General features: G+C 69.6%; 24 protein-coding genes and 1 pseudogene. 15 read left to right on the plus strand and 10 right to left on the minus strand.

Features of this window, described 5'->3' with window-relative positions; genetic code table 11:
* Positions 1 to 53: 53 nt before the first annotated feature.
* A complete protein-coding gene (trpS, locus tag ACIRHA_RS29745; protein ID WP_403852264.1) occupies positions 54 to 1,070 on the minus strand; it encodes a tryptophan--tRNA ligase in 1,017 nt (338 codons plus the stop codon).
* Between the two features lie 147 nt (positions 1,071 to 1,217).
* Between trpS and ACIRHA_RS29750 the strand changes: the two genes are divergently transcribed.
* Positions 1,218 to 1,853, plus strand: a complete 636-nt coding sequence (locus ACIRHA_RS29750) for a hypothetical protein (protein WP_403852267.1) — start codon at positions 1,218 to 1,220, stop codon at positions 1,851 to 1,853.
* Positions 1,854 to 2,444: 591 nt separating this feature from the next.
* Here the strand turns inward: ACIRHA_RS29750 and ACIRHA_RS29755 are convergent.
* The gene (locus ACIRHA_RS29755; protein ID WP_403852270.1) at positions 2,445 to 3,893 is read right to left on the minus strand and encodes a glycine hydroxymethyltransferase; all 1,449 of its coding nucleotides are present in this window, start codon (positions 3,891 to 3,893) and stop codon (positions 2,445 to 2,447) included.
* A gap of 333 nt (positions 3,894 to 4,226) precedes the next feature.
* Here ACIRHA_RS29755 and rocD point away from each other — a divergent pair, with 333 nt between their 5' ends.
* The gene (gene rocD, locus ACIRHA_RS29760; protein ID WP_403852863.1) at positions 4,227 to 5,456 is read left to right on the plus strand and encodes an ornithine--oxo-acid transaminase; all 1,230 of its coding nucleotides are present in this window, start codon (positions 4,227 to 4,229) and stop codon (positions 5,454 to 5,456) included.
* A gap of 16 nt (positions 5,457 to 5,472) precedes the next feature.
* Here the strand turns inward: rocD and ACIRHA_RS29765 are convergent, their stop codons facing one another.
* The 3 genes from ACIRHA_RS29765 to ACIRHA_RS29775 are packed head-to-tail and all read right to left on the minus strand — an operon-like array spanning position 5,473 to position 8,506.
* Positions 5,473 to 6,669 (minus strand): glutathionylspermidine synthase family protein, encoded by a 1,197-nt coding sequence (locus ACIRHA_RS29765; protein ID WP_403852273.1) that lies wholly within the window; start codon positions 6,667 to 6,669, stop codon positions 5,473 to 5,475.
* Between the two features lie 25 nt (positions 6,670 to 6,694).
* Positions 6,695 to 7,030, minus strand: a complete 336-nt coding sequence (locus ACIRHA_RS29770) for a hypothetical protein (protein WP_403852276.1) — start codon at positions 7,028 to 7,030, stop codon at positions 6,695 to 6,697.
* Between the two features lie 51 nt (positions 7,031 to 7,081).
* Entirely contained in the window at positions 7,082 to 8,506 is a 1,425-nt protein-coding gene (locus ACIRHA_RS29775) for a PLP-dependent aminotransferase family protein (protein ID WP_403852279.1), read from the minus strand.
* Positions 8,507 to 8,552: 46 nt separating this feature from the next.
* Between ACIRHA_RS29775 and ACIRHA_RS29780 the strand changes: the two genes are divergently transcribed.
* The 8 genes and pseudogenes from ACIRHA_RS29780 to ACIRHA_RS29815 all read left to right on the plus strand — a co-directional run bounded on the left by ACIRHA_RS29780 (position 8,553) and on the right by ACIRHA_RS29815 (position 17,389).
* A complete protein-coding gene (locus ACIRHA_RS29780; protein ID WP_403852282.1) occupies positions 8,553 to 9,050 on the plus strand; it encodes a carboxymuconolactone decarboxylase family protein in 498 nt (165 codons plus the stop codon).
* Positions 9,047 to 9,496 carry a carboxymuconolactone decarboxylase family protein gene (locus ACIRHA_RS29785; protein WP_403852285.1) on the plus strand — a complete coding sequence of 150 codons (450 nt, stop codon included), beginning with the start codon at positions 9,047 to 9,049 and terminating at the stop codon, positions 9,494 to 9,496. Before ACIRHA_RS29780 ends, ACIRHA_RS29785 begins: the two co-directional genes overlap by 4 nt.
* On the plus strand, positions 9,490 to 10,221 hold the full coding sequence (locus ACIRHA_RS29790) for an isocitrate lyase/phosphoenolpyruvate mutase family protein (protein WP_403852288.1): 732 nt from the start codon (positions 9,490 to 9,492) through the stop codon (positions 10,219 to 10,221). Before ACIRHA_RS29785 ends, ACIRHA_RS29790 begins: the two co-directional genes overlap by 7 nt.
* A 151-nt stretch (positions 10,222 to 10,372) precedes the next feature.
* Positions 10,373 to 10,780, plus strand: a complete 408-nt coding sequence (locus tag ACIRHA_RS29795) for an SseB family protein (RefSeq protein ID WP_403852291.1) — start codon at positions 10,373 to 10,375, stop codon at positions 10,778 to 10,780.
* Positions 10,777 to 11,385 carry a hypothetical protein gene (locus ACIRHA_RS29800; RefSeq protein ID WP_403852294.1) on the plus strand — a complete coding sequence of 203 codons (609 nt, stop codon included), beginning with the start codon at positions 10,777 to 10,779 and terminating at the stop codon, positions 11,383 to 11,385. Before ACIRHA_RS29795 ends, ACIRHA_RS29800 begins: the two co-directional genes overlap by 4 nt.
* A gap of 3 nt (positions 11,386 to 11,388) precedes the next feature.
* Positions 11,389 to 16,062: a putative T7SS-secreted protein gene (locus ACIRHA_RS29805; RefSeq protein WP_403852296.1), complete on the plus strand. Its 4,674-nt coding sequence runs from the start codon at positions 11,389 to 11,391 to the stop codon at positions 16,060 to 16,062.
* Between the two features lie 22 nt (positions 16,063 to 16,084).
* A complete protein-coding gene (locus ACIRHA_RS29810; RefSeq protein ID WP_403852298.1) occupies positions 16,085 to 16,435 on the plus strand; it encodes a hypothetical protein in 351 nt (116 codons plus the stop codon).
* Between the two features lie 340 nt (positions 16,436 to 16,775).
* Positions 16,776 to 17,389: pseudogene (locus ACIRHA_RS29815) on the plus strand (transposase family protein).
* A 20-nt stretch (positions 17,390 to 17,409) separates the two neighbouring features.
* Here the strand turns inward: ACIRHA_RS29815 and ACIRHA_RS29820 are convergent.
* Complete coding sequence (locus tag ACIRHA_RS29820) at positions 17,410 to 17,826, minus strand: nuclear transport factor 2 family protein (RefSeq protein ID WP_403852301.1); 417 nt, start codon at positions 17,824 to 17,826, stop codon at positions 17,410 to 17,412.
* An 84-nt stretch (positions 17,827 to 17,910) separates the two neighbouring features.
* On the opposite strand from ACIRHA_RS29820, the gene ACIRHA_RS29825 reads away from it, so the two are divergent.
* From ACIRHA_RS29825 to ACIRHA_RS29845, 5 genes are all read left to right on the plus strand, one after another.
* On the plus strand, positions 17,911 to 18,714 hold the full coding sequence (locus tag ACIRHA_RS29825) for a Scr1 family TA system antitoxin-like transcriptional regulator (RefSeq protein WP_403852865.1): 804 nt from the start codon (positions 17,911 to 17,913) through the stop codon (positions 18,712 to 18,714).
* Positions 18,711 to 18,896 (plus strand): DUF397 domain-containing protein, encoded by a 186-nt coding sequence (locus ACIRHA_RS29830; protein WP_403852304.1) that lies wholly within the window; start codon positions 18,711 to 18,713, stop codon positions 18,894 to 18,896. The genes ACIRHA_RS29825 and ACIRHA_RS29830 overlap by 4 nt, the downstream gene beginning before the upstream one ends.
* A 221-nt stretch (positions 18,897 to 19,117) precedes the next feature.
* A complete protein-coding gene (locus ACIRHA_RS29835) occupies positions 19,118 to 19,903 on the plus strand; it encodes a hypothetical protein (protein WP_403852307.1) in 786 nt (261 codons plus the stop codon).
* 56 nt (positions 19,904 to 19,959) lie between these two features.
* Positions 19,960 to 20,160, plus strand: coding sequence for a hypothetical protein (locus tag ACIRHA_RS29840; RefSeq protein WP_403852309.1), 201 nt, complete (start codon positions 19,960 to 19,962; stop codon positions 20,158 to 20,160).
* A complete protein-coding gene (locus ACIRHA_RS29845) occupies positions 20,157 to 20,474 on the plus strand; it encodes a type II toxin-antitoxin system PemK/MazF family toxin (protein ID WP_403852312.1) in 318 nt (105 codons plus the stop codon). The genes ACIRHA_RS29840 and ACIRHA_RS29845 overlap by 4 nt, the downstream gene beginning before the upstream one ends.
* A gap of 90 nt (positions 20,475 to 20,564) precedes the next feature.
* Here the strand turns inward: ACIRHA_RS29845 and ACIRHA_RS29850 are convergent, their stop codons facing one another.
* Genes ACIRHA_RS29850 through ACIRHA_RS29865 form a run of 4 tightly spaced genes read right to left on the minus strand, consistent with a single transcriptional unit; the run spans position 20,565 to position 26,308 of the window.
* Positions 20,565 to 21,530, minus strand: coding sequence for an ABC transporter substrate-binding protein (locus ACIRHA_RS29850; protein WP_403852314.1), 966 nt, complete (start codon positions 21,528 to 21,530; stop codon positions 20,565 to 20,567).
* A 4-nt stretch (positions 21,531 to 21,534) separates the two neighbouring features.
* Entirely contained in the window at positions 21,535 to 23,502 is a 1,968-nt protein-coding gene (locus ACIRHA_RS29855) for an ABC transporter permease (protein WP_403852316.1), read from the minus strand.
* The gene (locus tag ACIRHA_RS29860; protein WP_403852319.1) at positions 23,502 to 24,767 is read right to left on the minus strand and encodes a glycine betaine/L-proline ABC transporter ATP-binding protein; all 1,266 of its coding nucleotides are present in this window, start codon (positions 24,765 to 24,767) and stop codon (positions 23,502 to 23,504) included. Before ACIRHA_RS29860 ends, ACIRHA_RS29855 begins: the two co-directional genes overlap by 1 nt.
* Positions 24,767 to 26,308 carry a GMC family oxidoreductase gene (locus ACIRHA_RS29865; protein ID WP_403852321.1) on the minus strand — a complete coding sequence of 514 codons (1,542 nt, stop codon included), beginning with the start codon at positions 26,306 to 26,308 and terminating at the stop codon, positions 24,767 to 24,769. The genes ACIRHA_RS29860 and ACIRHA_RS29865 overlap by 1 nt, the downstream gene beginning before the upstream one ends.
* Positions 26,309 to 26,405: the final 97 nt, after the last annotated feature.

Below are 26,405 nucleotides of genomic sequence, written 5' to 3' on the forward strand. Positions count from 1 at the left end.
GGGCGGGTGGCGTCGCGTACGTACGGAACGCTTCCGTGCTCTCCGTGCTCGGCTCAGTGCTTGGCGGGCAGGAAGCCGACCTTGTCGTAGGCCTGGGAAAGGGTCTCCGCGGCGACGGTCCGCGCCTTCTCCGCGCCCTTGGCCAGGATCGAGTCAAGCGTCTCCGGGTCGTCCAGATATTCCTGGGTGCGGGTCCGGAACGGTGTCACGAAGTCCACCATGACCTCGGCCAGGTCCGTCTTCAGCGCACCGTACATCTTGCCCTCGTACTTCTCCTCCAGTTCCGGGATACCGGCCCCGGTGAGGGTGGAGTAGATGGTGAGCAGGTTGCTGACGCCCGGCTTGTTCTCCGCGTCGTAGCGGATCACGGTGTCGGTGTCGGTGACGGCGCTCTTGACCTTCTTGGCGGTCGCCTTCGGCTCGTCGAGCAGGTTGATGAGGCCCTTCGGCGTAGACGCCGACTTGCTCATCTTGATCGACGGGTCCTGAAGGTCGTAGATCTTCGCCGTCTCCTTGAGGATGTACGGCGCCGGGAGCGTGAACGTGTCGCCGAAGCGGCCGTTGAAGCGCGTCGCGAGGTCGCGGGTCAGCTCGATGTGCTGGCGCTGGTCCTCACCGACGGGAACCTGGTTGGCCTGGTACAGCAGAATGTCGGCGACCTGAAGCACCGGGTAAGTGAACAGCCCCACACTCGCCCTGTCGGCACCCTGCTTCGCCGACTTGTCCTTGAACTGCGTCATGCGGCTCGCCTCGCCGAAGCCGGTGATGCAGTTCATGACCCAGGCCAGCTGGGCGTGCTCCGGCACGTGGCTCTGCACGAACAGCGTGCAGCGCTCCGGGTCGAGCCCCGCGGCGAGCAGCTGCGCGGCGGCGAGCCGGGTGTTCGCCCGCAGCTCCTTCGGGTCCTGCGGAACGGTGATCGCATGCAGGTCCACGACCATGTAGAAGGCGTCGTGGGACTCCTGCAGCGCCACCCACTGGCGGACCGCGCCGAGGTAGTTGCCGAGGTGGAACGAGCCGGCGGTGGGCTGGATACCGGAGAGCACACGAGGGCGAACATCAGAGGCCATGTGCCTCATTGTCTCAGGTGCCACGTACAGCTCCGCAGCGGCCGAAGGTCCTTTACGTTGCGGGGCGCGACCTGGTCGTTGTCAGTGGGCGCCGGTAGCTTGTCGATGTGGCGGGAGTCACGTGGGGGCGCGTCGGCGGGGGTGGCGATGCAGTACGTACGAGGGTTGCTGGTGGCGGTGCTGCTGCTGTGGGCGGGGGCCGGGGTGGCGCACGCGCGGCCGACGAATCCGGGCGGGATGGATGTGCCGGATCTCGCGCTGGTGATCGCGGGCGGCACGGGGCACACCGTGACGGTGCGGGCCGAGGACCGTGACTTCGCCGGCCTCGAGCGGCTGACGACGGACTTCGACACGGTGACCGAGCGGGTGCCCGAGTCCTGGCAGGAGGGGCGCTTCCCGCGGGTCGTGGCCACGGTCGTGTGGGGCCTGACCGGTGTCGGCGGCTGGCCGCAGACGCACCGGGCGCCCGGCGGCGACACGGTCGTCGAGCGTCAGGACCAGCTGTTCTACGCGGAGGACGGCACGCCGTGGATCCGCACGGACCCGGCGGTCGACGTGAACGACGACGACCTCCGCTGGCACCGGGCGCCCCGCGCGCTGGTCGACCATCTGACACGGTCCGGCGTGTTCCCGACGGCCCCCAGCGAGCCGACCGATCGGTCCCCGTGGTGGTGGGGCGCGGCCGGCCTCGCCGTGGGCCTCACGACGTCCGCCACGGCATGGCGCCTCCGCGCACGCCCCCGTCACCCCCACGAGCCCCGCCAGGAACTGGTCGACCTTTAGGGCGCGGTTTTGTTTACGGGGGCGTGCCGGGGGCGCGAGGCCCGGGGGGGCCTGGGAGCGGCGTCACGCGATCGGTACGTCGCGAGGCGTCTCACCGACTGCACCGGGCCCCGCTCACCTCCCACCACCCGCCCCCTCCGGGGGCTCCCGCTCGTCCGGGGCCCCGTCCGTCACGCGGAGACGGGGGCCGGCGGCTACGACGTGGTCGACGCCCATCGTCCTGGGCGCGCGGCGCCGGGGGCCGCCTTGCCCACCCTGCCGCCCAAGGCGGCAGATTGCCCAAGGCGGTGCGGCACCCCGCGCGGCCGACGCCCCCGGAGGGGGCGGGTGGTGGGAGATGGGCGAGGCACCCGGGCGATCCCCTGCCGGTAGGCAAATCAAGCCCCGGCGGCGGGTGAGCACATCAAGCCCCTGCGGCGATTGAGCAGCGGGGTACGGGGCGGAGCCCCGGTCTTTTCGGCCCGCCGCCGTTTGGGGCGCGGGGCCCAGGCCGGAGCCCCGCCCTCCAGCCCCGCCGGCGATTGAGGCGCGGGGCCCGGGGCGGGGCCCCGTGGCGTGAGGGCGGGTGACCGGCTCACGCCACGGAGGGGATCAGCCCAGGTCGATCTGCCCGTACAGCGGGAACCCGGCCAGCAGGTCCGTCGCCCGGTGGGACACCTCGTCCGCGACCTTCGGCTCCAGCACGTGACTCGCCTTCGACACCGCCCCGGACTTCGTGGTCCCCGGCTCGGAGGCCGTCAGCACACGGTCCATGAGCCCCGCGATCTCGTCCATCTCACCGGTGCCGAGCCCCCGCGTGGTCAGCGCCGGCGTACCGATCCGGATGCCGGACGTGTACCAGGCCCCGTTCGGGTCCGCCGGAATCGCGTTGCGGTTCGTGACGATGCCGGAATCGAGCAGCGCGGCCTCGGCCTGCCGCCCGGTGAGCCCGTAGGAGGCGCCCACATCGATGAGGTTGAGGTGGTTGTCGGTGCCACCCGTGACCAGCGTCGCGCCCCGCCGCATGAGCCCCTCGGCCAGCGCCCGCGCGTTGTCCACGATGCGCTGCGCGTAGTCCTGGAACGCCGGCTGCCGCGCCTCCGCGAGGGCGACCGCCTTCGCGGCCATGACGTGCGGCAGCGGCCCGCCGAGCACCATCGGGCAGCCCCGGTCGACCTGGTCCTTGAGCGAGTCGTCGCACAGCACCATGCCGCCGCGCGGCCCCCGCAGCGACTTGTGCGTGGTCGTCGTGACGATCTGCGCGTGCGGCACCGGGTCGAAGTCACCGGTCAGCACCTTGCCCGCGACCAGACCGGCGAAGTGCGCCATGTCGACCATGAGCGTCGCCCCGACCTCGTCGGCGATCTCCCGCATGATCCGGAAGTTCACGAGGCGCGGGTACGCGGAGTACCCGGCGACGATGATCATCGGCTTGAACTCACGGGCCTGCGCGCGCAGCGCCTCGTAGTCGACGAGCCCGGTCACGGGATCCGTCCCGTACGACCGCTGGTCGAACATCTTGCCGCTGATGTTCGGCCGGAACCCGTGCGTGAGGTGACCACCCGCGTCCAGCGACATCCCCAGCATCCGCTGGTTGCCGAAGGCCTGCCGCAGCTCGGCCCAGTCCGCCTCGCTGAGGTCGTTGATCTGCCGGACCCCGGTCTTCGCGAGGAACGGCGCCTCGACGCGGTCGGCGAGCACGGCCCAGAACGCGACGAGGTTCGCATCGATGCCGGAGTGCGGCTGGACGTACGCGTGCCGCGCGCCGAACAGCTCGCGGGCGTGCTCGGCGGCGAGCGACTCGACGGTGTCGACATTGCGGCAGCCGGCGTAGAAGCGGCGGCCGACGGTGCCCTCGGCGTACTTGTCGCTGAACCAGTTGCCCATGGTCAGCAGGGTCGCCGGGGACGCGTAGTTCTCCGAGGCGATCAGCTTGAGCATCTCGCGCTGGTCGGTGAGCTCCTGGCCGATGGCGTCGGCGACGCGCGGCTCCACGGCGCGCACGACGTCGAGCGCGGCGCGGTAAGCGGTGGATTCGGGGGACAGCGGGGATTCGGTCATGGGGCAGCCTCCGGACACGGTCGGTTCACGGTTCGGCCCAGGCGCACGGCACTCACTGCTCGGACCGCTCCCCGATGGTCGATCCCATCCCAGCGCGCCAGTCACGGCCCTGCCGTCACCCTACTCAGATTCGCCGTGTCCGGTCCGCTCGGGTCACGCCGACGGGCCTGCTCGTCCGGCCGGGGGTCCGGGGGTTGCCCCCGGGACAGCACTGCGGGCGCATCGCACGGCGAGGTTTCCACGTCCACATCGCGAGCGACGATAGGAAGGGGCCACAAGCCCGTCCCACACCTCGTGCCATGAGCCGCGACGAACGGAGATCCCGTGACTTCTGTGACTCCATCCACCACCCCCGCAGGACACACCACGCAGGACTTCATCACCGCCTCCGAGGAGCACGGCGCGCACAACTACCACCCCCTCCCCGTGGTCGTCGCCAGCGCCGAGGGCGCGTGGATGACGGACGTCGAGGGGCGGCGCTACCTCGACATGCTCGCCGGCTACTCGGCGCTCAACTTCGGGCACGGCAACCGCCGGCTCATCGAGGCGGCGAAGGCCCAGCTGGAGCGGGTGACGCTGACGTCCCGCGCGTTCCACCACGACCGGTACGCCGAGTTCTGTACGCGCCTCGCCGAGCTGTGCGGCATGGAGATGGTGCTGCCGATGAACACGGGCGCGGAGGCCGTCGAGACCGCCGTGAAGACCGCCCGGAAGTGGGGCTACCGGGTCAAGGGCGTGCCGGACGGGCAGGCCAGGATCGTGGTCGCGAGCGACAACTTCCACGGCCGGACGACGACGATCGTCAGCTTCTCCACCGACGAGGAGGCCCGCGCCGACTTCGGTCCGTACACGCCGGGCTTCGACATCGTCCCGTACGGGGATCTGGACGCGCTGCGCGCCGCGGTCACGGACGACACGGTGGCGGTGCTGCTCGAACCGATCCAGGGCGAGGCGGGCGTGCTCGTCCCGCCGCCCGGATACCTGGCAGGCGTACGGGAGTTGACCCGTGACCGGAACGTCCTGTTCATCGCCGACGAGATCCAGTCGGGCCTCGGCCGCACGGGCCGCACCTTCGCGTGCGAGCACGAGGGCGTGGTGCCGGACATGTACGTGCTGGGCAAGGCGCTCGGCGGCGGCGTCGTGCCGGTGTCGGCGGTGGTGTCGAGCAGGGACGTGCTCGGGGTGTTCCGGCCGGGCGAGCACGGGTCGACGTTCGGCGGGAACCCGCTCGCCTGCGCCGTCGCCCTTGAGGTGATCGCGATGCTGCGTACCGGGGAGTTCCAGGAGCGGGCGGCGGAGCTGGGCGAGCATCTGCACGCCGAACTGGGCCTGTTGACGGGGACGGGGAAGGTGACCGGAGTGCGCGGGCGCGGCCTGTGGGCGGGCGTCGACATCGACCCGTCGTACGGGACGGGCCGGGAGATCTCGGAGAAGCTGATGGACCGCGGGGTCCTGGTGAAGGACACCCACGGGTCCACCATCCGGATCGCCCCGCCGCTGGTGATCGGCAAGGACGACCTGGACTGGGGCCTCGATCAGCTCCGGGCGGTCCTGGGCGCGTAGGCCCCTTTGCCCAGGCTCACAGGATGACGTGGGGCAGGAAGCGGGCGTACTCGTCCGTGACGAGACCCGCCGACTCCCGGATGCCCAGGCCCGCCGCCTCGTCCTCGACGACCCACGCGCCGAGGACGACGCGGTTGCCGTCGAAGTCGGGCAGTTCGCTCAACTGCTGGTAGCAGCAGGGCTCTTCGGGGTTCGCGGGAGGTTCGGACCCCGGCTCGTGGATCGTGACGCCCGCGCCCTCGCGGCCGAGCAGCGGCTTCGACACGTAGCCGGGGCCGCTCATATCGGTGGCGAGTTCGCGCGGTCCGTCGAGGTAGGCGGGGAGCAGGTTCGGGTGGCCGGGGTACAGCTCCCACAGCACCGCGAGCAGCGCCTTGTTGCTGAGCAGCATCTTCCAGGCGGGCTCGATCCACATCGTCGTACCCGTGCCGCCGCCGTTGTCGAGGCCGCCCAGGACGTGCGGGGCGAACGCGTCGGAGGTCAGCCACTCCCACGGATACAGCTTGAAGATGCTGCGGATGTACCGGAGTTGGTTGTCGACGAACCGCTCGGAGAAGCTGTCCCACCCGATCTCTTCCATGGAGATCCAGTCGGTGTCCAGGCCCGCCTGTTCGGCGGTCTCCTTCAGATAGCCGACGGTCATCAGGTCCTCGCCGAGTTCGTCGGCCGAGGAGTGCGCGAAGTAGAGCGGGCTGCCGGGCGGAAGCAGGGCGGCCTGCTTCTTCCAGGCGTCGACGAGCCGCTCGTGGAGCGAGTTCCACTGGTCGGCGCCGGGGAACCGCTCCTCCATCCAGAACCACTGGGGGCTCGCGGCCTCCACCAGTGAGGTGGGGGTGTCGGCGTTGTACTCGAGGAGCTTCGCGGGGCCTGTGCCGTCGTAGCGCAGGTCGAACCGGCCGTACACGGACGGGAGTTCGGCGCGCCGCTCCCAGGCCTCGGCGACCGCGGCCGCGACGCGCGGGTCGGTGATGCCGAGGTCGGCGAAGCGGTCGTTGCGGACGATGTGCTCGGCCGCGGCGAGGCACATCCGGTGCAGCTCCTCGACGACCTCTTCGAGCGCCTCGACCTCCGGGAGCGAGAACTCGTAGTAGGCGCTCTCGTCCCAGTACGGGCGCAGCGAGTCGTCGGGGTAGCGGGTGAGCGGATAGATGAGCCCCTGCTCTTCGACGGTCTGCTGCCAGCGGGGGCGTGGCGTGATGGTGTGACGCTTCATCGGAATGTGTAACGCTTTCCGGGGATCAGCCGCCGGAGCTTCCGCCCTTGCCGCCGCTGCCGAAGCCGCCGCGCGTGACACCACCGCCGGAGGACTTGGTGAAGGAGCCGCCGCCGACGCGCGCGCCCTTCTTCGAACCGCCGTAGTACCAACCGCCGTTGACCGAGGACTTGGTCGACGAGGACTTGCAGTACTTGTCGGAGACGACCTTGTAGCCCTTGCCGGCGTTGTAGCTGCCGCGGTCGATGCAGCGCTTGTCGACGTCGGACGAGCAGGCGGTGAGCGCGGCGGCCAGCAGGCCCACGCCGCCGAGCGCGACGGTGCCGGAGCGCAGCCGTCGTTGGGTGGTGTTGTCCGTCATGAAGTTCTCCCCCGTTGCGATGCGTATACGTACGTGTACCCGTGCCCCGCCCTAGGGCAGGACGCGGCACAGCGTATCCAACGCGCCCGGCCACGCGTGATCGGGCGGGGTGCCGTAGCCGACGACCAGGGCGTCCATGGGAACTTCCGGTTCCGGTGCGTCCTTGTGGCGGAATTCGGCCAGGCCCGAGATGCCGAGGCGCTGCCAGGCGGCGGCCTGCACGACGGACCGCTCGGTGCCGGGCGGGAGTTGGAGCACGGCATGCAGTCCGGCCGCGATGCCGGTGGCGCGCACGGCGGGGGCACGTTCGGCGAGGGCGGCGACGAGCTGGTCGCGGCGGCGCCGGTAGCGGAGGCGCCCGGCGCGCACATGACGGTCGTACGCCCCCGACTCGATGAACTCGGCGAGGGTGAGCTGGTCGAGGACGCCGCAGGACCAGTCGGTGTGCCCCTTGGCCGCGACGACCTCGTCGACGAGCGGCGCGGGCAGCACCATCCAGCCGAGGCGCAGTCCGGGGGCGAGGGACTTGCTGGCGGTGCCGAGGTAGACGACGCGGTCCGGGTCGAGGCCCTGGAGGGCGCCGACGGGCTGGCGGTCGTAGCGGAACTCGCCGTCGTAGTCGTCCTCCAGGATCAGCCCGCCGGTGCGGCGCGCCCAGTCGACGGCGGCGGCGCGGCGGCGGGCGTGCAGGGCGACGCCGAGGGGGAACTGGTGGGCGGGGGTGAGCAGGGCGACCCTTTCATCACTGGAGCCCAACTCCCGCACATCCGCGCCCAGTTCATCGAAAGACAGAGGGCGGGTCCGCAGTCCGGGACGGGTCAGATAGTCCCAGTGAAGATCGAGCCCGTACGACTCGACGGCGACGTCGCGCACGCCGCGCCGGTGCAGCACCTCGCCGAGCAGGATCATGCCCTGCACGAACCCGGCGCAGACGACGATCCGCTCCGGCGATGCCTGCACGCCGCGGGCGCGGGCCAGATAGCCGGCGAGAGCGCCGCGCAGTTCGGGGCGGCCGCGCGGGTCGCCGTAGCCGAGGGCCTCGTTCGGGGCGGCGGTCAGGGCGCGGCGGGCGGCCTTCAGCCACTCGGCGCGGGGGAAGGAGGAGAGGTCGGGGCGGCCGGGCATGAGGTCGTAGCGGTGCCCGCCGAAGGGGACACGGTTGGTGGCGGGGGCCGGGCTCGCCGCCCGCCCCGGCCGCTCGGCCACCCGGGTGCCGGAGCCCTGCCGGGCGGTGAGCCAGCCCTCGGCAACGAGGTCGGCGTAGGCGTCGGCGACGGTGTTGCGGGCGAGGCCGAGGTCGGCGGCGAGGGTGCGGGAGGCGGGCAGCCGGACGCCGGGGGCGAGCCGCCCGCCGCGTACGGCCTCACGCAGCGCGTCGGTCAGCCCGCGACGTACGCCCCCGGAGGGATGGGGGTCGATGTGCAGATCGATGCCGAGCGCCCGTCCGGACGCCGAATTGGCCCAAGATTCTTCCACGTAAATGGACCATACCCCTGGGCTACTTCCTTCGTAGGCTCGAAGCATGACGAACAACGAGAACGCCCCGTACGTCCACGAGCACACCCCCCGCCTCGACTGGTCCCGGCAGGCCCCCGAGGTCTTCAAGGCGATGATCAAGCTGGACGCGGCGGCCCGCGCGGGCCTCGACCCCAAGGTCGCCGAGCTGGTCAAGGTCCGCGCCTCGCAGATCAACCGCTGCGCCCTCTGCCTCGACATGCACACGAAGGACGCCCTGGCGGCCGGCGAGAGCGTCGAGCGGATCATCCAGCTCAGCGCGTGGGAGGAGTCGCAGCACTTCTACACGGAGAAGGAGATCGCGGCGCTGGAGCTCACGGAAGCGATCACGGTCCTGACGGACGGTTTCGTGCCGGACGAGGTGTACGAGAAGGCGGCGAAGGTCTACGACGAGCAGGAGCTGACCCAGCTGATCGCGGCGATCACGGTCATCAACGCCTGGAACCGCTTCGGCGTCTCGACGCGCCAGTCGCCGGGCCACTACACGCCGGGCGACTACAAGTGACGCTTCGTACGCGCCAGTTGGACGCCGGGGTCCGATCGGCGATGCAGACGCTGAGCGCGGCAGCCAAGAAGGGCCTCGGCGACCCGACCCTCACCGAACTGGTGTCGATCCGGGCGTCGCAGCTCAACCAGTGCGCGTTCTGCCTGGACATGCACGTGGACATCGCGCTCGACAAGAACGGCGAGAGCCCGAAGCGCATCGCACTGCTCAACGCCTGGCGCGAGGCGGGCAAGGCCTTCAACGACCGAGAAAAGGCTGCGCTCGCGCTCACCGACGCTATTACGCTCCTGACGGACGGCTACGTCCCGGACGAGGCGTACGAGAGGGCAGCAAAGCACTTCACGGAACAGGAACTCGCGCACCTCATCGCCTCGATCGTGGTCATCAACAACTGGAACCGGCTGATGGTGAGCCGGCGCATCGAGCCTGGAGGCCCCGCATGGTGAGTCCGAGTCCCGCCGACACCCTCCGCGCCCTGCACCACGACCGCTCCCCCGGCGACGCGCTCGTCCTCCCCGGCCCGTGGGACGCGGCGAGCGCCCGCGTCTTCGAGGAGACGGGTTTCCCGGCGCTGGCGACACCGTCCGCGGGGGTGGCGGCGTCCCTCGGCTACGAGGACGGGCAGACCCCGGCGGACGAGATGTTCGCGGCGGTCCACCGGATCGTGCGCGCGGTGTCGGTCCCGGTGTCGGCGGACATCGAGGGCGGCTACGGCCTCGCCCCGAAGGAACTGGTCGCCCGGCTCCTGGAAACAGGCGCGGTCGGCTGCAACCTGGAGGACTCCGACCACGCGAACGGATCCCTCAAGGACCCGCAGCAGCAAGCGGATTGGCTGGCGGAGGTCCGCTCGGTGGCGGGCGACCGCATCGTCCTCAACGCCCGTATCGACACGTTCATCCGCGGCGCGGCGGACCCGATCGCCGAGGCGATCGACCGCGCCCGCCTGTACGTCGCCGCGGGCGCCGACTGCGTCTACCCGATCGGCGCCCCACCGGAAGCCGTCCCGGCCCTGCGCGCGGGCATCGAGGGCCCGATCAACGTGGGCGCCCCGCCGGAGGGCCCCTCGCTCCGCGAGTGGGGCGAGTTGGGCGCGACCCGCATCACCTTCGGCCCGGGGTTGCAGCGACGCGCTGCCGCGGCGGTGCGGGAGATCGCGGAGGGCTTGCGCTGAGCACCACCACCCATCACGTGGCGTGACGTACCGGGTCCCGGCCTTGAGCGAAGGCCGGGACCCAGCTGTTTCCCGCCTCTTTCTGTGACCTCTCCGACAGATCCTGTCACTCGTTGCTCACGAGAAATCACGCATGCCAGGATCTTTGGCCATGGATGCCATACGGGGGCGTGAAGAGCAGGCCGATTCGGCGCAACGGGAGTTCGCGGCGCTGCTGGGGGAGTTCCGGCGGGCGGCGGTGCTGGTGCCGCTGGCAGGCGAGGACGAGCAGGACGGCTTGTGGTCGGCGGAGTCCGGCGGGCTGCGCTGGATCTGCGCGTTCTCCCACGAGGAGGCGCTGGCCCGCTTCGTCGAGGCGCGCGGCACGGCGGAGGCCACTCGCGACTGGCCTTATCTCAAGGTGCTGGGCGCGCGGCTGCTCGACGAGGCGGTCGGCGCGGCGGGTGTGCCGTGCGGCGTCGCCCTGGACCCGGGATCGCCGGACGGCGTCCTGTTCCCGCCGGTGGCGGGCATCGTCCCTGACGCCGTCGCGGTCGACGCGGCGGAGGCGACCACATGACCGGCTACTCCGTTGATCCCGAGACTCTGCGGCGGATCACCAAGGGCATCAACGCCTCGATGTCGGAGCTGAAGGAGCTCGGTTTCGACATCGAGGCGAACCTCGGACGCGGCTTCGACGAGCTGGAGCTGACCGGACTGGAGTCGGGGCACGCCGGTCTGACGGAGACGTTCGCCGAGTTCTGCGACCGGTGGGGCTGGGGCGTGCATTCGCTGATGCGGGACGCGAACGAACTGGCGCACGGCCTCGGACTGTCGGCCGGGCTCTACCACGAGCAGGAGCAGTACGTCTCGACCACCTTGAAGTCCGCCTACACAGCAGCGGGCGGCAATCCATACCTGTCGGAGGAAGAGGTGGCGCGCCAGAGCTGGAGCGACACGCTGACGAGCCCGGTGACCCAATCGCTGAACCCGGAATACGCGGCAGGTTCCGCCCCGGATGCGCTGCAGCAGGCGGACGCGGCCTGGGACCAGGCGGCGGAGAACGCGAAGTCCTCGCCTGTGCTGGGCGCGTCGGGGGCCCTGTCCGGCGGAGGCACGGACGTCGACTGGCAGTGGGACGGCGCTCCAGGGGACGGTTCCGCGAACACCGAGGGGCGGAGCTGACCGGTGGGCATCGGGGAGTACATAGACAAGGCCGGCGACGGTCTCGAGGGCGCTGTCGGCTCGGCGAAGAAAGCGGTCGGCGGCGCGGTCGAATGGGGTACGGACAAGGCCGCCGACGGCCTCGACCAGGTCGGCCTGGACGGTACGGCCGAGAACCTGCGGGACGGCGGCGAGTCACTCGCCAACCGGCTGGGCGCCGAGGTCGACGAGCGCGACCTCGGCGAGAGCGACGATCCCAAGGAACTGCTCCACGGCAGCCCCGACAAGATCGAGTCGACCGCGCGCCATCTGCGGGACTTCTTCTCCGCGTTCGAGAACGTCGGTCAGGGACTGCGCGGCCTGGACTCCGGCGACTGGCAGGGCAAGGCCGGGGACGCCTTCCGGGAGAAGTTCGACGTCCAGCCCAAGGCGTGGCTCACCGCGGCGGACGCCTGCGAGTCGGCGGCCAAAGCTCTGGAAACGTACGCGGACACGGTCCGCTGGGCGCAGAACCAGGCCCGCGAGGCCATCGCCAAGTGGCGGGCCGCCGAGCAGGCCTCGAAGCGGGCGGTCGACAGCTACAACACCCGTATCGACGCGTACAACAGCGACGTCGACACGTACAACAGCGCCCTTGAGCAGGGCGGGACGCCGGGTGCTGTCCCGGACAAGCCCGGACCGTTCACCGACCCGGGCAAGGAGGGAAGGGAAGCGGCGGAGCACCTGCTCACCGAGGCTCGGCGGCAGCGCAGCGACGCGGGTCAGGACGCCCAGCGGCGGATGGCCGCGGCACTGGAGACGGCGCCGCGGAAGCCGGCCTTCACCGACCGGTTGAAGGCCAACGGCGAGGACTGGATCGCGACCGGCACGCTCAGCGCGACCCATGCGGCCGGAGGCGTCGTCAAGAGCCTCACCGACGTGGCGAAACTGGCCCGCACGATGAACCCGCTGGACCCGTACAACCTCACCCACCCCGCCCAGGCGTTCGCCCAGCAGCAGATGGTGCTCGCCGGACTGACCAACCTCGCCACGCACCCCGAGCAACTCCCCAAGGCGATCATCGGCTCCGGATGGAAGAGCGACCCCAGCGAGGCCACCGGAGTCCTGCTGGGAAACCTGATCGGCGGCAAGGGCGCGGGCGGGGCCGCGAAGGCCGGGCTGCGGGGCGGGTTGAAGGCGGGCGCGGAGGGCGCGGCGCGCAGGGGGTTGGGCGGTCGCCTCATAGAGTCCGCGCGCAGATTCCTCGACCGCAAGTGCGCGTCGGACCCGGTCGACGTGGCGACGGGCCGGATGCTGCTGCCGCAGACGGACATCACCCTGCCCGCACTGCTGCCGCTGACCTTCGAGCGGTTCTTCGAGTCGTCCTGGCGGGCGGGCCGCTGGTTCGGCCCCACCTGGACCTCAACTGCCGACCAACGCCTGGAGGTCGACGCGGAGGGCGTCATCTTCATCAGCGCCGACGGCACGATGCTGGCCTACCCGCACCCGGTCCCGGGCCTGCCCGTGCTGCCCGCCGAGGGCCCGCGCCATCCGTTGGAGATCGACCTCCACGGCGAATACACCCTCACCGACCCCGGGTCGGGCCGCGTCCTGCACTTCGACGCCCCGACGGACGGGCCGGACGGCATCGCGCCGCTCGCGCAGATATCGGACCGCACCGGCCAGTGGATCACCTTCGCCTACGACGAAGAGGGCGCGCCCACCTCCATCGCACACAGCGCGGGCTACCACCTCAAGGTCACGACCCTCGGCGGCCGGATCACGGCTCTGCACCTGGCGGGCGCGGCCGAGGACGGCGGCGACACCGAGCTCGTGCGCTTCGGGTACGACGGGGCCGGCCACCTCGCCGAAGTCACCAACTCCTCCGGAATTCCCACCCGTTTCGGCAATGACGCACTCGGTCGCATCACGTCCTGGACCGACACGAACGACTCGTCCTTCCACTACGTCTACGACGACCGGGACCGCTGCGTCGGACAGGGCGGCGTCGAAGGCCACATGGCCAACACGTTCGTGTACGGGGACCGCGATCCGGACACCGGTCTCAGCACGACGTCTCTCACCAACTCCCTTGGCCAGACCAGCCGTTACCTCGTCAACGACCGCTGCCAGGTGGTGGCGGAGACCGATCCGACGGGCGCGACGACGCGCACCGCTTACGACCGTTTCAACAAGGTCCGGTCGATCACCGACCCCCTCGGTGGGACCACGCAGTTCGCGTACGACGAGGCGGGTCACCTGAGTCTGGTGATCCGCCCGGACGGCCACTACACCAGCGCCGCCGTGGGCCGCCTGGGCCTGCCCACGACCGTCGCCGCCCCCGACGGCGCGGTGTGGCACCGCACGTACGACGAGCGCGGCAACCCGACGACGGTCACGGACCCGACCGGAGCCACGACCCGCTACACGTACGCCGCCTCGGGCCACCTGACCTCGATCACGGACGCGCTGGGGGCGACGACGACGGTCACGACGAACCGGGCGGGCCTCCCCCTGTCGGTGACGGACCCGCTGGGCGCGACCACGACGTACGAACACGACGCCTTCGGCCGCACGATCTCCGTCACGAACGCGCTCGGCCACCGCACGTCGATGCTCTGGACGGTGGAGGGGAAACTCGCCCAACGCCGTTCACCGGACGGCGCTGTCGAGTCGTGGACATACGACGGCGAGGGCAACTGCACCCATCACATGGACGCCCTCGGCCAGGTCACCACGTTCGAGTACACCCACTTCGACCTGCTGACGTCCCGCACGGACCCCGACGGCACGCGCCACACGTTCACCCACGACACGGAACTCCGCCTGACGCAGGTCACCAACCCGCAGGGGCTGGTGTGGAGTTACTCGTACGACCAGGCGGGCCGCCTGCTCACGGAGACGGACTTCGACGACCGTCGGGTCACGTACGAGCACGACCCGGCGGGCCGCCTCACGACCCGCACCACACCACTCGGCGACACGATCGGTCTCGCCTACGACCCACTCGGCAACCTCACGACCAAGGACGCGGCGGGAGCCCTCACCCACTACACGTACGACCTGGCCGGCCGCCCCACCCGCATCAGCGGCCCGGACGCCACGCTGGCGTACGCGTACGACACGGCGGGCCGCACCCTGTCCGAGTCGACGGACGGCCGAACGGTCACCTACACGTACGACGCCCTCGGCAGGCGCACCTCCCGCACGACGCCGACCGGCGCGGTCAGCGAGTGGTCGTACGACGCCGCGAGCAACCGGTCGACGCTGACGGCCTCCGGCCGCACCATCGAGTTCACGCACGACGCCCTGGGCCAGGAACTCGCCCGTGCACTCGGCGACACTCTCACTCTGTCGAGCACCTGGGACACACTGGGCCGCCTCACGACTCACGACGTGACAGGCCCGCGCGCAGAGCGTCTCCAGCACCGCGCCTACACCTACCGCGCCGACGGCAACCTCACCGCCGTCGACGACGCCCTCAACGGTCCGCGCCGCTTCACCCTGGACACGGCGGGCCGCGTCACGGCGGTCAACGCCCGCGACTGGTCGGAGACCTACGCCTACGACTCCGCCGGTAACCAGACCCGGGCGGTCTGGCCGGACACCATGCCGGGCGGCCAGACCGCCACCGGCGAACGCACGTACACCGGCACCCGCATCACCCGCGCGGGCAACATCCGCTACGAACACGACGCGGCAGGCCGCACCACCCTCCGCCAGAAAACCCGCCTCTCCCGGAAGCCGGACACCTGGCACTACACCTGGGACGCGGAGGACCGCCTCACGACCTGCACCACCCCTGACGGCACGCGGTGGCGCTACCGCTACGACCCCTTGGGCCGCCGCACCAGGAAGCAGCTCCTGGCGTCGGACGGTGAATCGGTCCTGGACCAGACCGACTTCACATGGGACGCCACAACCCTCTGCGAGCAGACGACACATGCTCCGGACTCCACCACCCCTGCGATAACGCTCACTTGGGACCACGACGGCCAGCGCCCGCTGGCCCAGCGGGAAAACAAGTCACTGACAACCGCCCCGCAGCGGGACATCGACGAACGCTTCTTCGCCATCGTCACCGACCTCGTCGGCACCCCCACCGAACTCGTCGACGAACAGGGCGACATCGCCTGGCGCACCCGCACCACCCTCTGGGGCACGACAACCTGGCCCCGCACCTCCACGGCCTACACCCCACTCCGCTTCCCGGGCCAATACTTCGACCCGGAAACGGGCCTCCACTACAACTACTTCCGCCATTACGACCCTGAAACGGCCCGCTATTGCACGTCTGACCCCCTCGGTCTGGAACCTGCTGACAATCCCGCCACCTACGTCCACAACCCGCATGCGTGGGCCGACCCGCTCGGGCTCAGTCCTTGTCCTCAGGTGGACCACCGGAAAATGGACTACCTATTCAATCGGGACATCACGCCAAACGACCACAACTCCCCCAGAGCCGTTCAGAATGCACGACAACTGGCCAGCATGGGATTCCATGACACTCCAGCCTCCCGCTCCTACGTCATGGATCACCTCAAGGAATCAGTCAGCAACGGTTTCGATAGAACCTTCACCACCGAGTACGGGGAGTACGGAGTCACGAACTCTGTAATCTATGGACCGCACGGGATCCGAGGCGTCGAGAGCACCTGGCAGGCCATGCCAGACGGCAGCTACCGTTTCACCACTGCAATCTTCCGAGGTGGCTCATGAGGGCACAAGACATGGAGGGGAAATGCATCAAATCTTTCAGGTTCCACTTGAGACAGAGTTTCTTGAAGAGCTCGGCGTGGAACCAACCCGGAGCGACGACGGCGACACATTCACACTAAACCTGAGCGAAACGACCGGAGAACCTCTTTCGCTTACCGCCAGCGAGGCGGCAAGGTCTGTCCGGATCATCTGGGATACAGGGAGAAGCCGCACGATCGACATCTACAGGGAGGGCGCCACCTACATGCGCCTCTCCTCTCGCGACAGCCGGACAGTCATCGTCATCGGATTCTCCTTGGGGGGAACGCAGGGAGAACTGAAGCTACAGGTATTCCCCCACATCGAGATCTCCGACCAGCAACTCTTCACCTAAGGGTCGTCCCGTAATTGATGACGAGGAGTTAAGGGGTAGTCCGCGGGTCCGTATGCAAGTCGAGATTCACCTGCCGATCGACTTGATCCATGGCCATTTCACGATGCAGACCACGACAGAGCGACGAGCATAGCCAGCAGCCACAGGCCCACGCTCGCTGGAGAGTAGATGTAGTAGCGCCAATGCTCTGGCAGGGGCGACGGCGCGAGTAGGAGCAAGATCAGCGTGGCCCATGTGGCCAGTATGGCGGCTGCCATGCGTGCTGCGGCCATCTCCATCGACCCCTCAACGGTGCTCATCTCTATGGACCGGATGATAGGGCGACTGGGATGATCTTGGTGTGACTGGTGTAATCACGGCGTCGGAGCCGTCCTGGATAGCCCCGTTCACTGGGCTGAGTCCGTGCTGCTTCGGCAAGTTGGTGACCGCGGTACGACGGGAGGCCAATGCCAGCAGGGGGCGTGGACGACCCTGGGGCCTCTCGTTGGAGGACCGCATCCTGCTGGTCACCGCTTACTGGCGTACGAACTTGACGATGCGCCAGCTGGCCACGCTGTTCGGTACTTCGAAGTCGGCTGCCGACCGGATCATCAACACGCCGACACTCGCCTGGTCGTCGTGGTCGGCCGGCCGCTGCCGGGCAACCGGCATGGCTCTCGCGGCTGGGACGAATCCGGAGCCAAGGACGCCGTCTGCAAGACCATGACCATCGCTGACGGCGGCTACCAGGGCACCGGCCTGGTCATCCCGCACCGCAGGACAATGGACAAAGATCTCCCGGCGTGAAAGGAGGGACACAACCGTTCCCACAAGCGAGTCCGTGCCCGCGTCGAGCACACCTTCGCACGCATGAAGAGCTGGAAGATCCTGCGCGACTGCCGACTCAAGGGCGACAGCGTCCACCACGCCATGCTCGGCATCGCCCGCCTGCACAACCTTGCCCGCACCGGCTAGAAGCAGGCAGACATGCCTGATCAGCCGGGCTTTGCCATCCCACCCAAGGGAGTACGGCGTGGCGATAGCCTGCGATGACTGACCCGCCAGCCGTGAGCGGTGCGCACGACGGTGTCATCGTAGGAGACGGAGCCGCACGAGCCGTCCGTCTTGACGCCCAGGCCCTTGGATCGGACCTGCACCCGACCGTCTGCCTGCACCGTCACGACGATGTTGGTGACGTGATGCGCGACGGGGTTGGCAGCACCAAGTGCCCATGCCGCTTCTTGGATTGCTTCCACCCCGAACAGCGGCTCTTGGCCAAAGTCAGTGAGGTCGTAGACAACATCGAGGGTGAACAACTCCTCCAACCGGTCAAGGCTTCCTTCGTCAACAAGGTGTCCGTGCAGCGAGACCAGTTCGGTGATGGCCAAGCGATCTTCAAGAGTGAGTGACACACGCGTCCTCTCCGGCTCGGCGCGGCAACGCCAAGCATCGATACGTCGTCAGCACCGGGGCCCCCGGTGGAGGTGTGCGTGCAGATGTCGAGCGAGTCGAACGCGTGGCGGTACTGCGGCAGTCAGATCAAGATGTGGCGCACCGAGGCGGGCATCGACCGCGAGGCGCTCGCCAAGGAGGCCGGTTACGCCTGCGAGTACGTCAAATCGATGGAGAACGGGCGCCGCAAGCCGACGCTCCGGCTCCTCCAGGTCGCCGACCAACTGTGCGGTGCGGGTGGGAAGATCCTGGCGGCGCAGGAGTACTTGAAGCCGGAGCCGCACCCTCAGCGGTCACAGGAGTACATGGCCCTGGAGAAGGACGCCATCGCCGTGGGCGTGTACCAACCCCTGCTGATTCCCGGGCTGTTGCAGGCTCCGGAGTACGCGAAGGCGCTCATCGGCGCCAGCTCCCCACCGCTCGACGACGAGACGGTCGAGGAGCGCGTCGCCGGGCGCCTCAAGCGGCAGGAGGCACTGACCGCACGGCCGGGCGTCATGTTCAGCTTCGTGGTGTTCGAGGCGGCACTGCGTACGGAGGTGGGCGGTCGCGGCGTCATGCAGCGACAGCTGCAACACCTGCTCAACGTAGGCGAGTTGCGCAACGTATCGATTCAGGCGCTGCCGTTCGGGAGGGCCTACGGCGTCGCACTCAACGGGGCCATCGCACTGCTGGAGACGGCCGACCACGAGCACTACGCGTATGTGGAAGGCCCGGAGACCAGCACCCTGTACGCCGACCCGAACAAGGTCAGTGCGCTCACGCGTTCCCATGGCATGATCCGCATGCACGCTCTGAGCCCCGAGGATTCGGCCGAGTTCATCAGAAAGGTGGCGGAGGAACAGTGAACGCCCGCCTGACGTGGTTCAAGTCCAGCTACAGCGACAGCCAGGGCGGCGAATGCCTCGAAGTCGCCACGCGGCCCACCCGCATCCACGTCCGTGACTCGAAGCTCGGGCCGCAAGGGCCGACCTTCACCGCCGCCGCGACCGCCTGGAACGCCTTCCTGGCGCACGCTCGTACCGCCTGAGCTTCGAGCCGCGAAACCCGAGCCGCGCTTATGAGGAATGGGTGGCTGGGTCTCAACCCACCCCCCACCCTCCCCGCCGCGGCCAGCGCACATGACTTTCCGCGATCGGGTTGCCACGCACCGTGTCCACCCCATAGCGTTCGCCGCAACAAACGACCCCGGCCGGGTGCTACCAACACCCGAACCGAGGTCTGACCGACCAGATCGAAGGACGCGATCTCGTGGCTAGCGAAAACTCTATCTCCGCCCTGCCTTCCGCCGCGCACCCCATGGCCAACCCCGGCTACGGCAAACGCGGAACCCCCGACCAGGACCCCCTCCGGCGCGACAGTTTCGCCCATCTCCCCCTCCGCGCCCGCTACATCGCCGGGTTCATCGACGCGCTCCCCGAGCACTCGGCCATAGACGCGAAGACGCTCGCGAAGGAGCAGCCGCTGTACGGGCAGGCAGCCGTACGGTCCGCGCTCAACGAGTTGTCCGTCGCCGGGCATCTGCGTCGCGTACGGCGGCTCTCCGACCCCGGCACCGCGAGCGGCACCACCCGCTGGGTGATCCACACGTACTGGTCGCGCATCGCACGCAGCGACGAATGGTGGGCCCGGTTTCTCGACGGTGACGTACCGGAGCCGGAACGCAAGCAGGAGCGGCGGCCCGCTCGGACCGACGCCTACCGCCGACTCGCCCAACTGGGCCTACGTGACCCCCGGTTGACCCTCTCCGCAGCGGACTGCACCGCCCTGGAAGCGGCCGCCACCGAATGGCTGGCCCGCGAACCCGACCCGCAGGTCTTCGCGCAGGCCATGACCGGCGGGCTGCCCAGCACCGTCCACTCACCCCGCGCCTTCGTCGCCACCCGCCTCCGCGACAAGCTGCCCCCGCACCGCATCCGGATCACCCCCACCGCTCCCCCGCCCGCGCCCCGCGCACTCATGGAGTGCACGGAGTGCGGGCGGCCTGGCCGGCCTGAGGCCTTGCCGGGCGGGCTGTGCCGGGGGTGCCGACTGTGACCGGTGACGTTCTACACCTGTTGCACAGGTGTAGAACGGATCGGTACTCTCGGAGTATGGCGAGCACCATAGGGTTCAGGCCCACCGCAGAAGACGAGCGCATCATCAAGGCCGCCATGCACGAGGGCGACAGCACCAGCGACGTGATCCGGCGCGGCCTGCGTCTGCTTGAGCGGGAGGTGTGGCTGGCCGAGGCGCGCACAGCAGCGGAGCGGCTGGCGGACGAGGATCTCTCGGCGGAACCGGACGCCTGGTGATCCGGGGCGCCGTCTATCGCGTGGATCTGGGCGACGCCAAGCGAGGGCACGAGCAGCGGGGGCGCAGGTTCGGGCTCGTCATGAGCCCGTCGTCCCTGCCGTGGAGCGTCGCCACGGTCATCCCCACGTCCACCAGCGCGCAGCCTTCGATCTTCCGTCCGGAACTGGAGATCGGCGGCACCCTGACGCGACTCCTGGTGGACCAGATGCGCACGGTCGACACCCAGTTCCTGCACGGGGACCCCGTGCACTACCTGGACCGTGACGAGATGGCCGAAGTCGAGCACGCGGTCAGCCGTTACCTGGGGCTGTGACCGAGAAGTACACAACGAGCGCGGCCCAACGAGTGCGCCCCCGGACGCCCATGCGGGCAGCCGGGGGCGCACTCGAACCGACAGGGGTGGCTACTTCTTCGGGAGCCACTGCTTCCACGTCGAGCGGTGGGTGTCGACCCACTTTTTGGCGGCCGCCTCCGGTGTGAGCTTCTTGTCGGCGATGAGGAGGGAGACCTGGTTCTGGTCCTCCGTCGTCCACTTGAAGTTCTTCAGGAGCTGCGCCGCCTCGCCGCCGTTCTTGGCGAAGCCCGTGTTGAGGTACTTCTGGAGCGGCGTCGTCGGGTACGCGCAGGTGATCTTCTGCGGGTCGGCGTCGCAGCCCTCCTTGTACTTGGGCAGCTTCACCTCCGTCATCGGCACCTGCTCCGTGAGCCACTGCGGGGTGTACCAGTACGACAGGAAGGGTTTCTTCTGCTTGGCGAACTGCTTCATCTGCGTGATCTGGGCGGCTTCCGAACCGGAGAAGACCACCTGGTAGTCCAGATCGAGGTTCTTGACCAGCGCCTTGTCGTTCGTGACGTACGAAGGGGAGCCGTCGAGGAGTTGGCCCTTGCCGCCGGACTCGGCTGTCTTGAACTGGTTCGCGTACTTGTTGAGGTTCTTCCAGTTGGTGACGTCCGGGTGCTTCTTCGCGAAGTACGTCGGGACGAACCAGCCGATGTGGCCGGTGACGCCGAGGTCGCCGCCCGGCTTGATCGTCTTCTTGTCCTCGACGTAGCGCTGCACCTGGTCGGGGTGGCCCCAGTCCTCCAGGATCGCGTCGACGCGGCCCTGGCTGAGGGCGTCCCAGGCGGGCACCTCGTCGACCTGGACCGTGTCGACCCGGTAGCCGAGTTCGTGTTCCAGGAGGTACTGGGCGACCGCCACGTTCGCCTGTGCGCCGACCCAGGACTGGACCGAGAGGGTCACCGTCTTGGCGCCCTGCGCGTTGGCGTACGGGGAGGCCTGCTTGGTCATGTCGGCCGCGCCGCAGCCCGTCGCGGCCGTGAGGATTCCGACCGAGGCAACTGCCGTGATGATTCTGCGCGTTCGCATGGTGTCAGGCCTCCTTTCCGGTGGTGATCCGGCGTTGCGTCGGCTGCGTCACCCGGTCCAGCATCAGGCCGAGGCAGACGATCGCGGCGCCGGCCACCAGACCCGTGGCGAGGTCGCCCTGGGCGAGGCCGAAGACGACGTCGTAGCCGAGCGCGCCGCCGCCGACCAGGCCGCCGATGATGACGACGGCGAGGACCAGGACGACGCCCTGGTTGACGGCGAGCAGCAACGCCGGGCGGGCGAGCGGGAGTTGGACCTGGCGCAACTGCTGCCACGTCGTCGCGCCCATCGAACGGGACGCCTCCATCGCGGCCGGGTCCACCTGTCGCAGGCCCTGTGTCGTGATGCGTACGACGGCGGGGAGCGCGTAGACCACGGCCGCCGCGACGGCCGGGGCGCGGCCGACGCCGAAGAGGGCGACGACCGGGATCAGGTACACGAACTGCGGCATCGTCTGGAACACGTCCAGGACGGGGCGGAGCAGCCGCTCGATGCGTTCGCTGCGGGCCGCGCCGATGCCGATCGCGACGCCGAGGACCAGGGTGACCAGGACCGCGGCGATGACCTGCGACAGCGTGTCGAGGGACGGTTTCCACACGCCCAGTACGCCGATCGCGGCCATCGCGAGGACCGCGGTGAGCGCGGTGCGCCAGGTGCCGATCAGCCAGGCGAGCGCGGCGACGATCAGCAGCACCGACCACCAGGGCAGCCAGGTGAGGCCGTCGCGCACCGGGTTGAGGACCCCCGTGGTGAAGTGCGCGGCCCAGTCGGCGGTGCCGCCGATGTACGGGACGCCGGTGTAGAGGTGGTCGGTCATCCAGTCGACCGCGTCGTTGACCGGCGTGGAGATGTTCGCGACCCAGGAGTCGGGCCAGTCGAGGCGGTCCATGAAGCGGGCCGCCAGCGCGACCACCACGGTGCCGAGCGCGACCACACCCCACTTCCACGGGGCCGGGGCCCTGTCGTGCGAGCCCATCCGCTCCCCCGCCGCGGCCGTGACCCGGTCGAGGACGACGGCGAGCAGCACGATCGGGATGCCGGCCGCGAGCGCGGCGCCGACGTCGACCGAGGCGAGCGCCTGGTAGACGCGGTCACCGAGGCCGCCCGCGCCGATCACGGAGGCGATGACGGCCATGGAGAGCGCCATCATGATCGTCTGGTTGAGGCCGAGGAGGAGCTCCTTGCGGGCCAGCGGCAGGCGCGCGCTCAGCAACCGCTGCCGGGCCGTGGCGCCGAGCGAGGTGACGGCCTCCATCACGCCGCCGTCCACGGAACGCAGGCCGAGCGCGGTGAGGCGGGCCATCGGCGGGGCGGCGTAGACGACCGTGGCGAGCACGGCGGCCGGGACGCCCATGCCGAAGACGAGGACGACCGGGAGCAGGTACGCGTACGCCGGGAGCGCCTGCATGGTGTCGAGGACCGGGCGCAGTCCCCGGTACATGGTGTCGCTCAGGCCCGCGGCGAGGCCGAGCAGGGCGCCGACGATCACCGAGGCGAGCACGGCGATCACCATGAGCGCGAGCGTCTGCATGGTGGGCACCCACATGCCGAGGGCGCCGCATGCCAGGAACGCGATCACGGTGGACGCGGCGAGGCGCCAGCCGGCGACGCGCCAGGCGATGAGCCCGGCGCCCGCCGTCACTCCGGCCCAGCCGGCGGCCAGCAGCACCAGGTAGACGGCGCGTACGGAGACGACGACCGCGTTGCTGACGTAGCCGAAGAAGTACAGGAACAGCGGGTGGCTGTCCCGGTTGTCGATGATCCAGTCCGTGGCCTTGCCGAGGGGTTCGGTGAGGTTGACGGTGAGGGCGCCCGGCCAGGTGCCGTTGTGCCACTTGGCGATGGCCAGGGGGACGAGGATCGCCGCGGCGACGGCGAGCAGAACGATTTTGCCCAGGGAGCGGTTACGCCAGAGGGCCCGTGGCCGCTCCCCCGCATTCTTGGCCGAGACGGCCGTTACGGCGGTAGCCATCACACGGTCCCCTCGTCGGGGTCACCCGGGGTTGGGGCCTCCTCATCGGCGGCACTGGGCACATCAAGCCCCGCCGGCGATTGAGCCTTATCAAGCCCTGCCGGCGATTGAGCCTTATCAAGCCCCGCCGGCGATTGAGGCGCGGGGTCCGGGGCAGAGCCCCGAGGCGTAGGACCGGTGCCGGTGTCGGGAGAGACGCCCGCCACAACCCCCAGCAGCCGCTCATGGTCGACGACGCCGACACACACGCCGCCGGCATCCACCACCCGCACGGCGAACCCGCTGGAAGCCACCGCCTCGATCGCCTCCGAAACCGTCGCATCCGCCTCGATCGACGGCCCCCGCTCCGCCTCATCCGCATCGGCGGGCCGCATGGCCCTGCGTACGGTCATGACCTGCTCGCGCGGCACGTCACGCACGAACTCACGGACGTAGTCGTCGGCGGGCGCGCCCACGATCTCCTCGGGCGTACCGAGCTGGACCACGCGACCGTCGCGCATCAGCGCGATCCGGTCGCCGAGCCGCAGCGCCTCCTGGAGGTCGTGGGTGATGAAGACCATCGTGCGGCCCTCCTCACGGTGCAGGCGCACGACCTCCTCCTGCATGTCGCGCCGGATCAGCGGGTCGAGCGCGCTGAACGGCTCGTCGAACAGGAGGACTTCGGGGTCGACGGCCAACGCCCTCGCCAGCCCGACGCGCTGCTGCTGGCCGCCGGACAGCTGCCCGGGGCGGCGCTGCTCAAGCCCGTCGAGGCCGACCTTCGCGACGACCTCCATGGCCTTCGCCCGGCGCTCGGCGCGGCCCATGCCCTGGATCTCCAGGCCGTACGCGACGTTGTCGAGGACCGTGCGGTGCGGGAGGAGGCCGAAGTGCTGGAAGACCATGGCCGCGCGGTGGCGGCGCAATTCGCGCAGGCGGGACTTGTCCATGCCCAGGACGTCCTCGCCGTCGATCTCCAGCTTGCCCGACGTCGGCTCGATGAGCCGGGTCAGGCAGCGTACGAGGGTCGACTTGCCGGAGCCCGACAGGCCCATGACAACGAAGACCTCGCCCCGCTTCACGTCGAACGACACATCGCGCACGGCGGCCGTGCAGCCGGTCTTCGCCCGCAGTTCGGCGGCGCTCAGGTCCGCCAGCTCGGTCTGCTCCGGCACGCGGTCCGCCTTCGGCCCGAAGACCTTCCACAGATTGCGTACGGCGAACACGGTCTCGGACCCGGAATCGGTCCGCTTCTCAACATTCGCGGAAGACATCGTCGCGCTCATCACGCATCACCACCCAGCAGTTCGGCGCACTTCTCCCCGACCATGAGCACCCCGATCATCGGGTTCACCGCGGGCATCGTCGGGAAGACGGACGCGTCGGCGATACGGATGGACTGCAGCCCGCGGACCTTCAACTGGGGGTCTACCACGGCGAGTTCGTCGTCCGCAGTACCGATGCGGCAAGTTCCCGCGGGGTGGTAGACGGTGTGCGCGACCTTGCGCGCGTACTCGCTGAGCGCCTCGTCGTCCGTGACGTCGGGGCCGGGGCAGACCTCGCGCTTGAGCCAGCCGGCCAGCGGCTCGGTCTTGGCGACCTCGCGGGCGATCTTGATGCCGTCGACGAGGGTCCGGCCGTCGTAGTCGTCCTCGTCCGTGAAGTAACGGAAGTCGAGGGCGGGCTTGACCTCGGGGTCCGCGCTGGTCAGGTAGACGCGGCCGCGGCTCTTCGGCTTGGGGATGTTCGGCGTCATGGACACGCCGTGCTCCGGCTGCTCGTAGCCGAGGCGCTCCGGGTTGTCCGTGAACGGGATTTGGTAGAAGTGGAACATCAGGTCGGGCCCGGCCGCTTCCGGGTCCCGCTGGATGAACAGGCCCGCGTCGCTGTCCATGGCACTGTTCTCGGGGATCGGGCCGTTCGTCTCCCAGACGATGACCGACTCCGGGTGGTCGAGCAGATTCTCGCCCACGCCCGGCAGGTCGTGCAGGACCGGGATGCCGAGAGCCTCCAGGTCTGCCTTCGGGCCGATGCCGGAGTGCATCAGGAGGCGCGGGGTGTCGACGGCGCCGGCGCACACGAGGACCTCGGTGCGCGCGGAGATGAGCTTCTCCACGCCGTCCTTGCCGCGCACGCGCACGCCGCGCGCCCGCAGCCCCTCGTCCGAGGCGTCGAACTCCAGCTTGTACGCCCAAGTCTCAAGCAGCAGCGTCAGGTTGGGGCGGTCGCCCGCCTCCATGTGCGGGTGCAGGTACGCCACCGACGCACTGGAACGCTTGTTGTTCTCGGGGTGGTACGCGAGGTCGAAGAAGCCGACGCCGTCCTTGAACGGGCCCTTGTTGAAGCCCTCGACGCGCGGCACGCCGGTCGCGGCCTGCGCGGCCTCGACGAAGTCGCTCGCGATCGCGTTCCGGTCCTTCGCGTCGACCGGCACGATGTTGTTGCGCAGCTTGGCGAAGTACGGGTCCATCGCCTTGTGGTCCCAGCCCTCGGCGCCCGCCGCCGCCCACTCGTCCCAGTCGCCGGGCAGCGGCTTGAACGAGATGAGCGTGTTGTGCGACGAGCAGCCGCCGAGCACCTTGGCGCGGCTGTGCAGGATGTGCGAGTTGCCGCGCGGCTGCTCGGTGGTGGTGTAGCCGTAGTCCAGGTCGCCGCCGAGCAGGCCGAGCCAGCGGCGCAGCGTCAGCACGTCGTCGCGGTCGATGTCGCTGGGTCCGCCTTCGATGACGGCGACGGTGACGTCCGGGTTCTCGGTGAGGCGTGACGCGATCACCGACCCTGCCGTTCCGCCACCGACAATGACGTAGTCGTAGGTGTTTTCGGACATGACTCAACTCCAAGTAATCCGGCCGGCCGGAAGGGAGAGCCCGGCCGGACAAAATCAGCCCCGCCGGCGATTGAGGCGCGGGGTCCGGGGCAGAGCC

It is taken from the genome of Streptomyces sp. NPDC102360, from assembly GCF_044766085.1.
Taxonomy (GTDB): Bacteria; Actinomycetota; Actinomycetes; order Streptomycetales; family Streptomycetaceae; genus Streptomyces.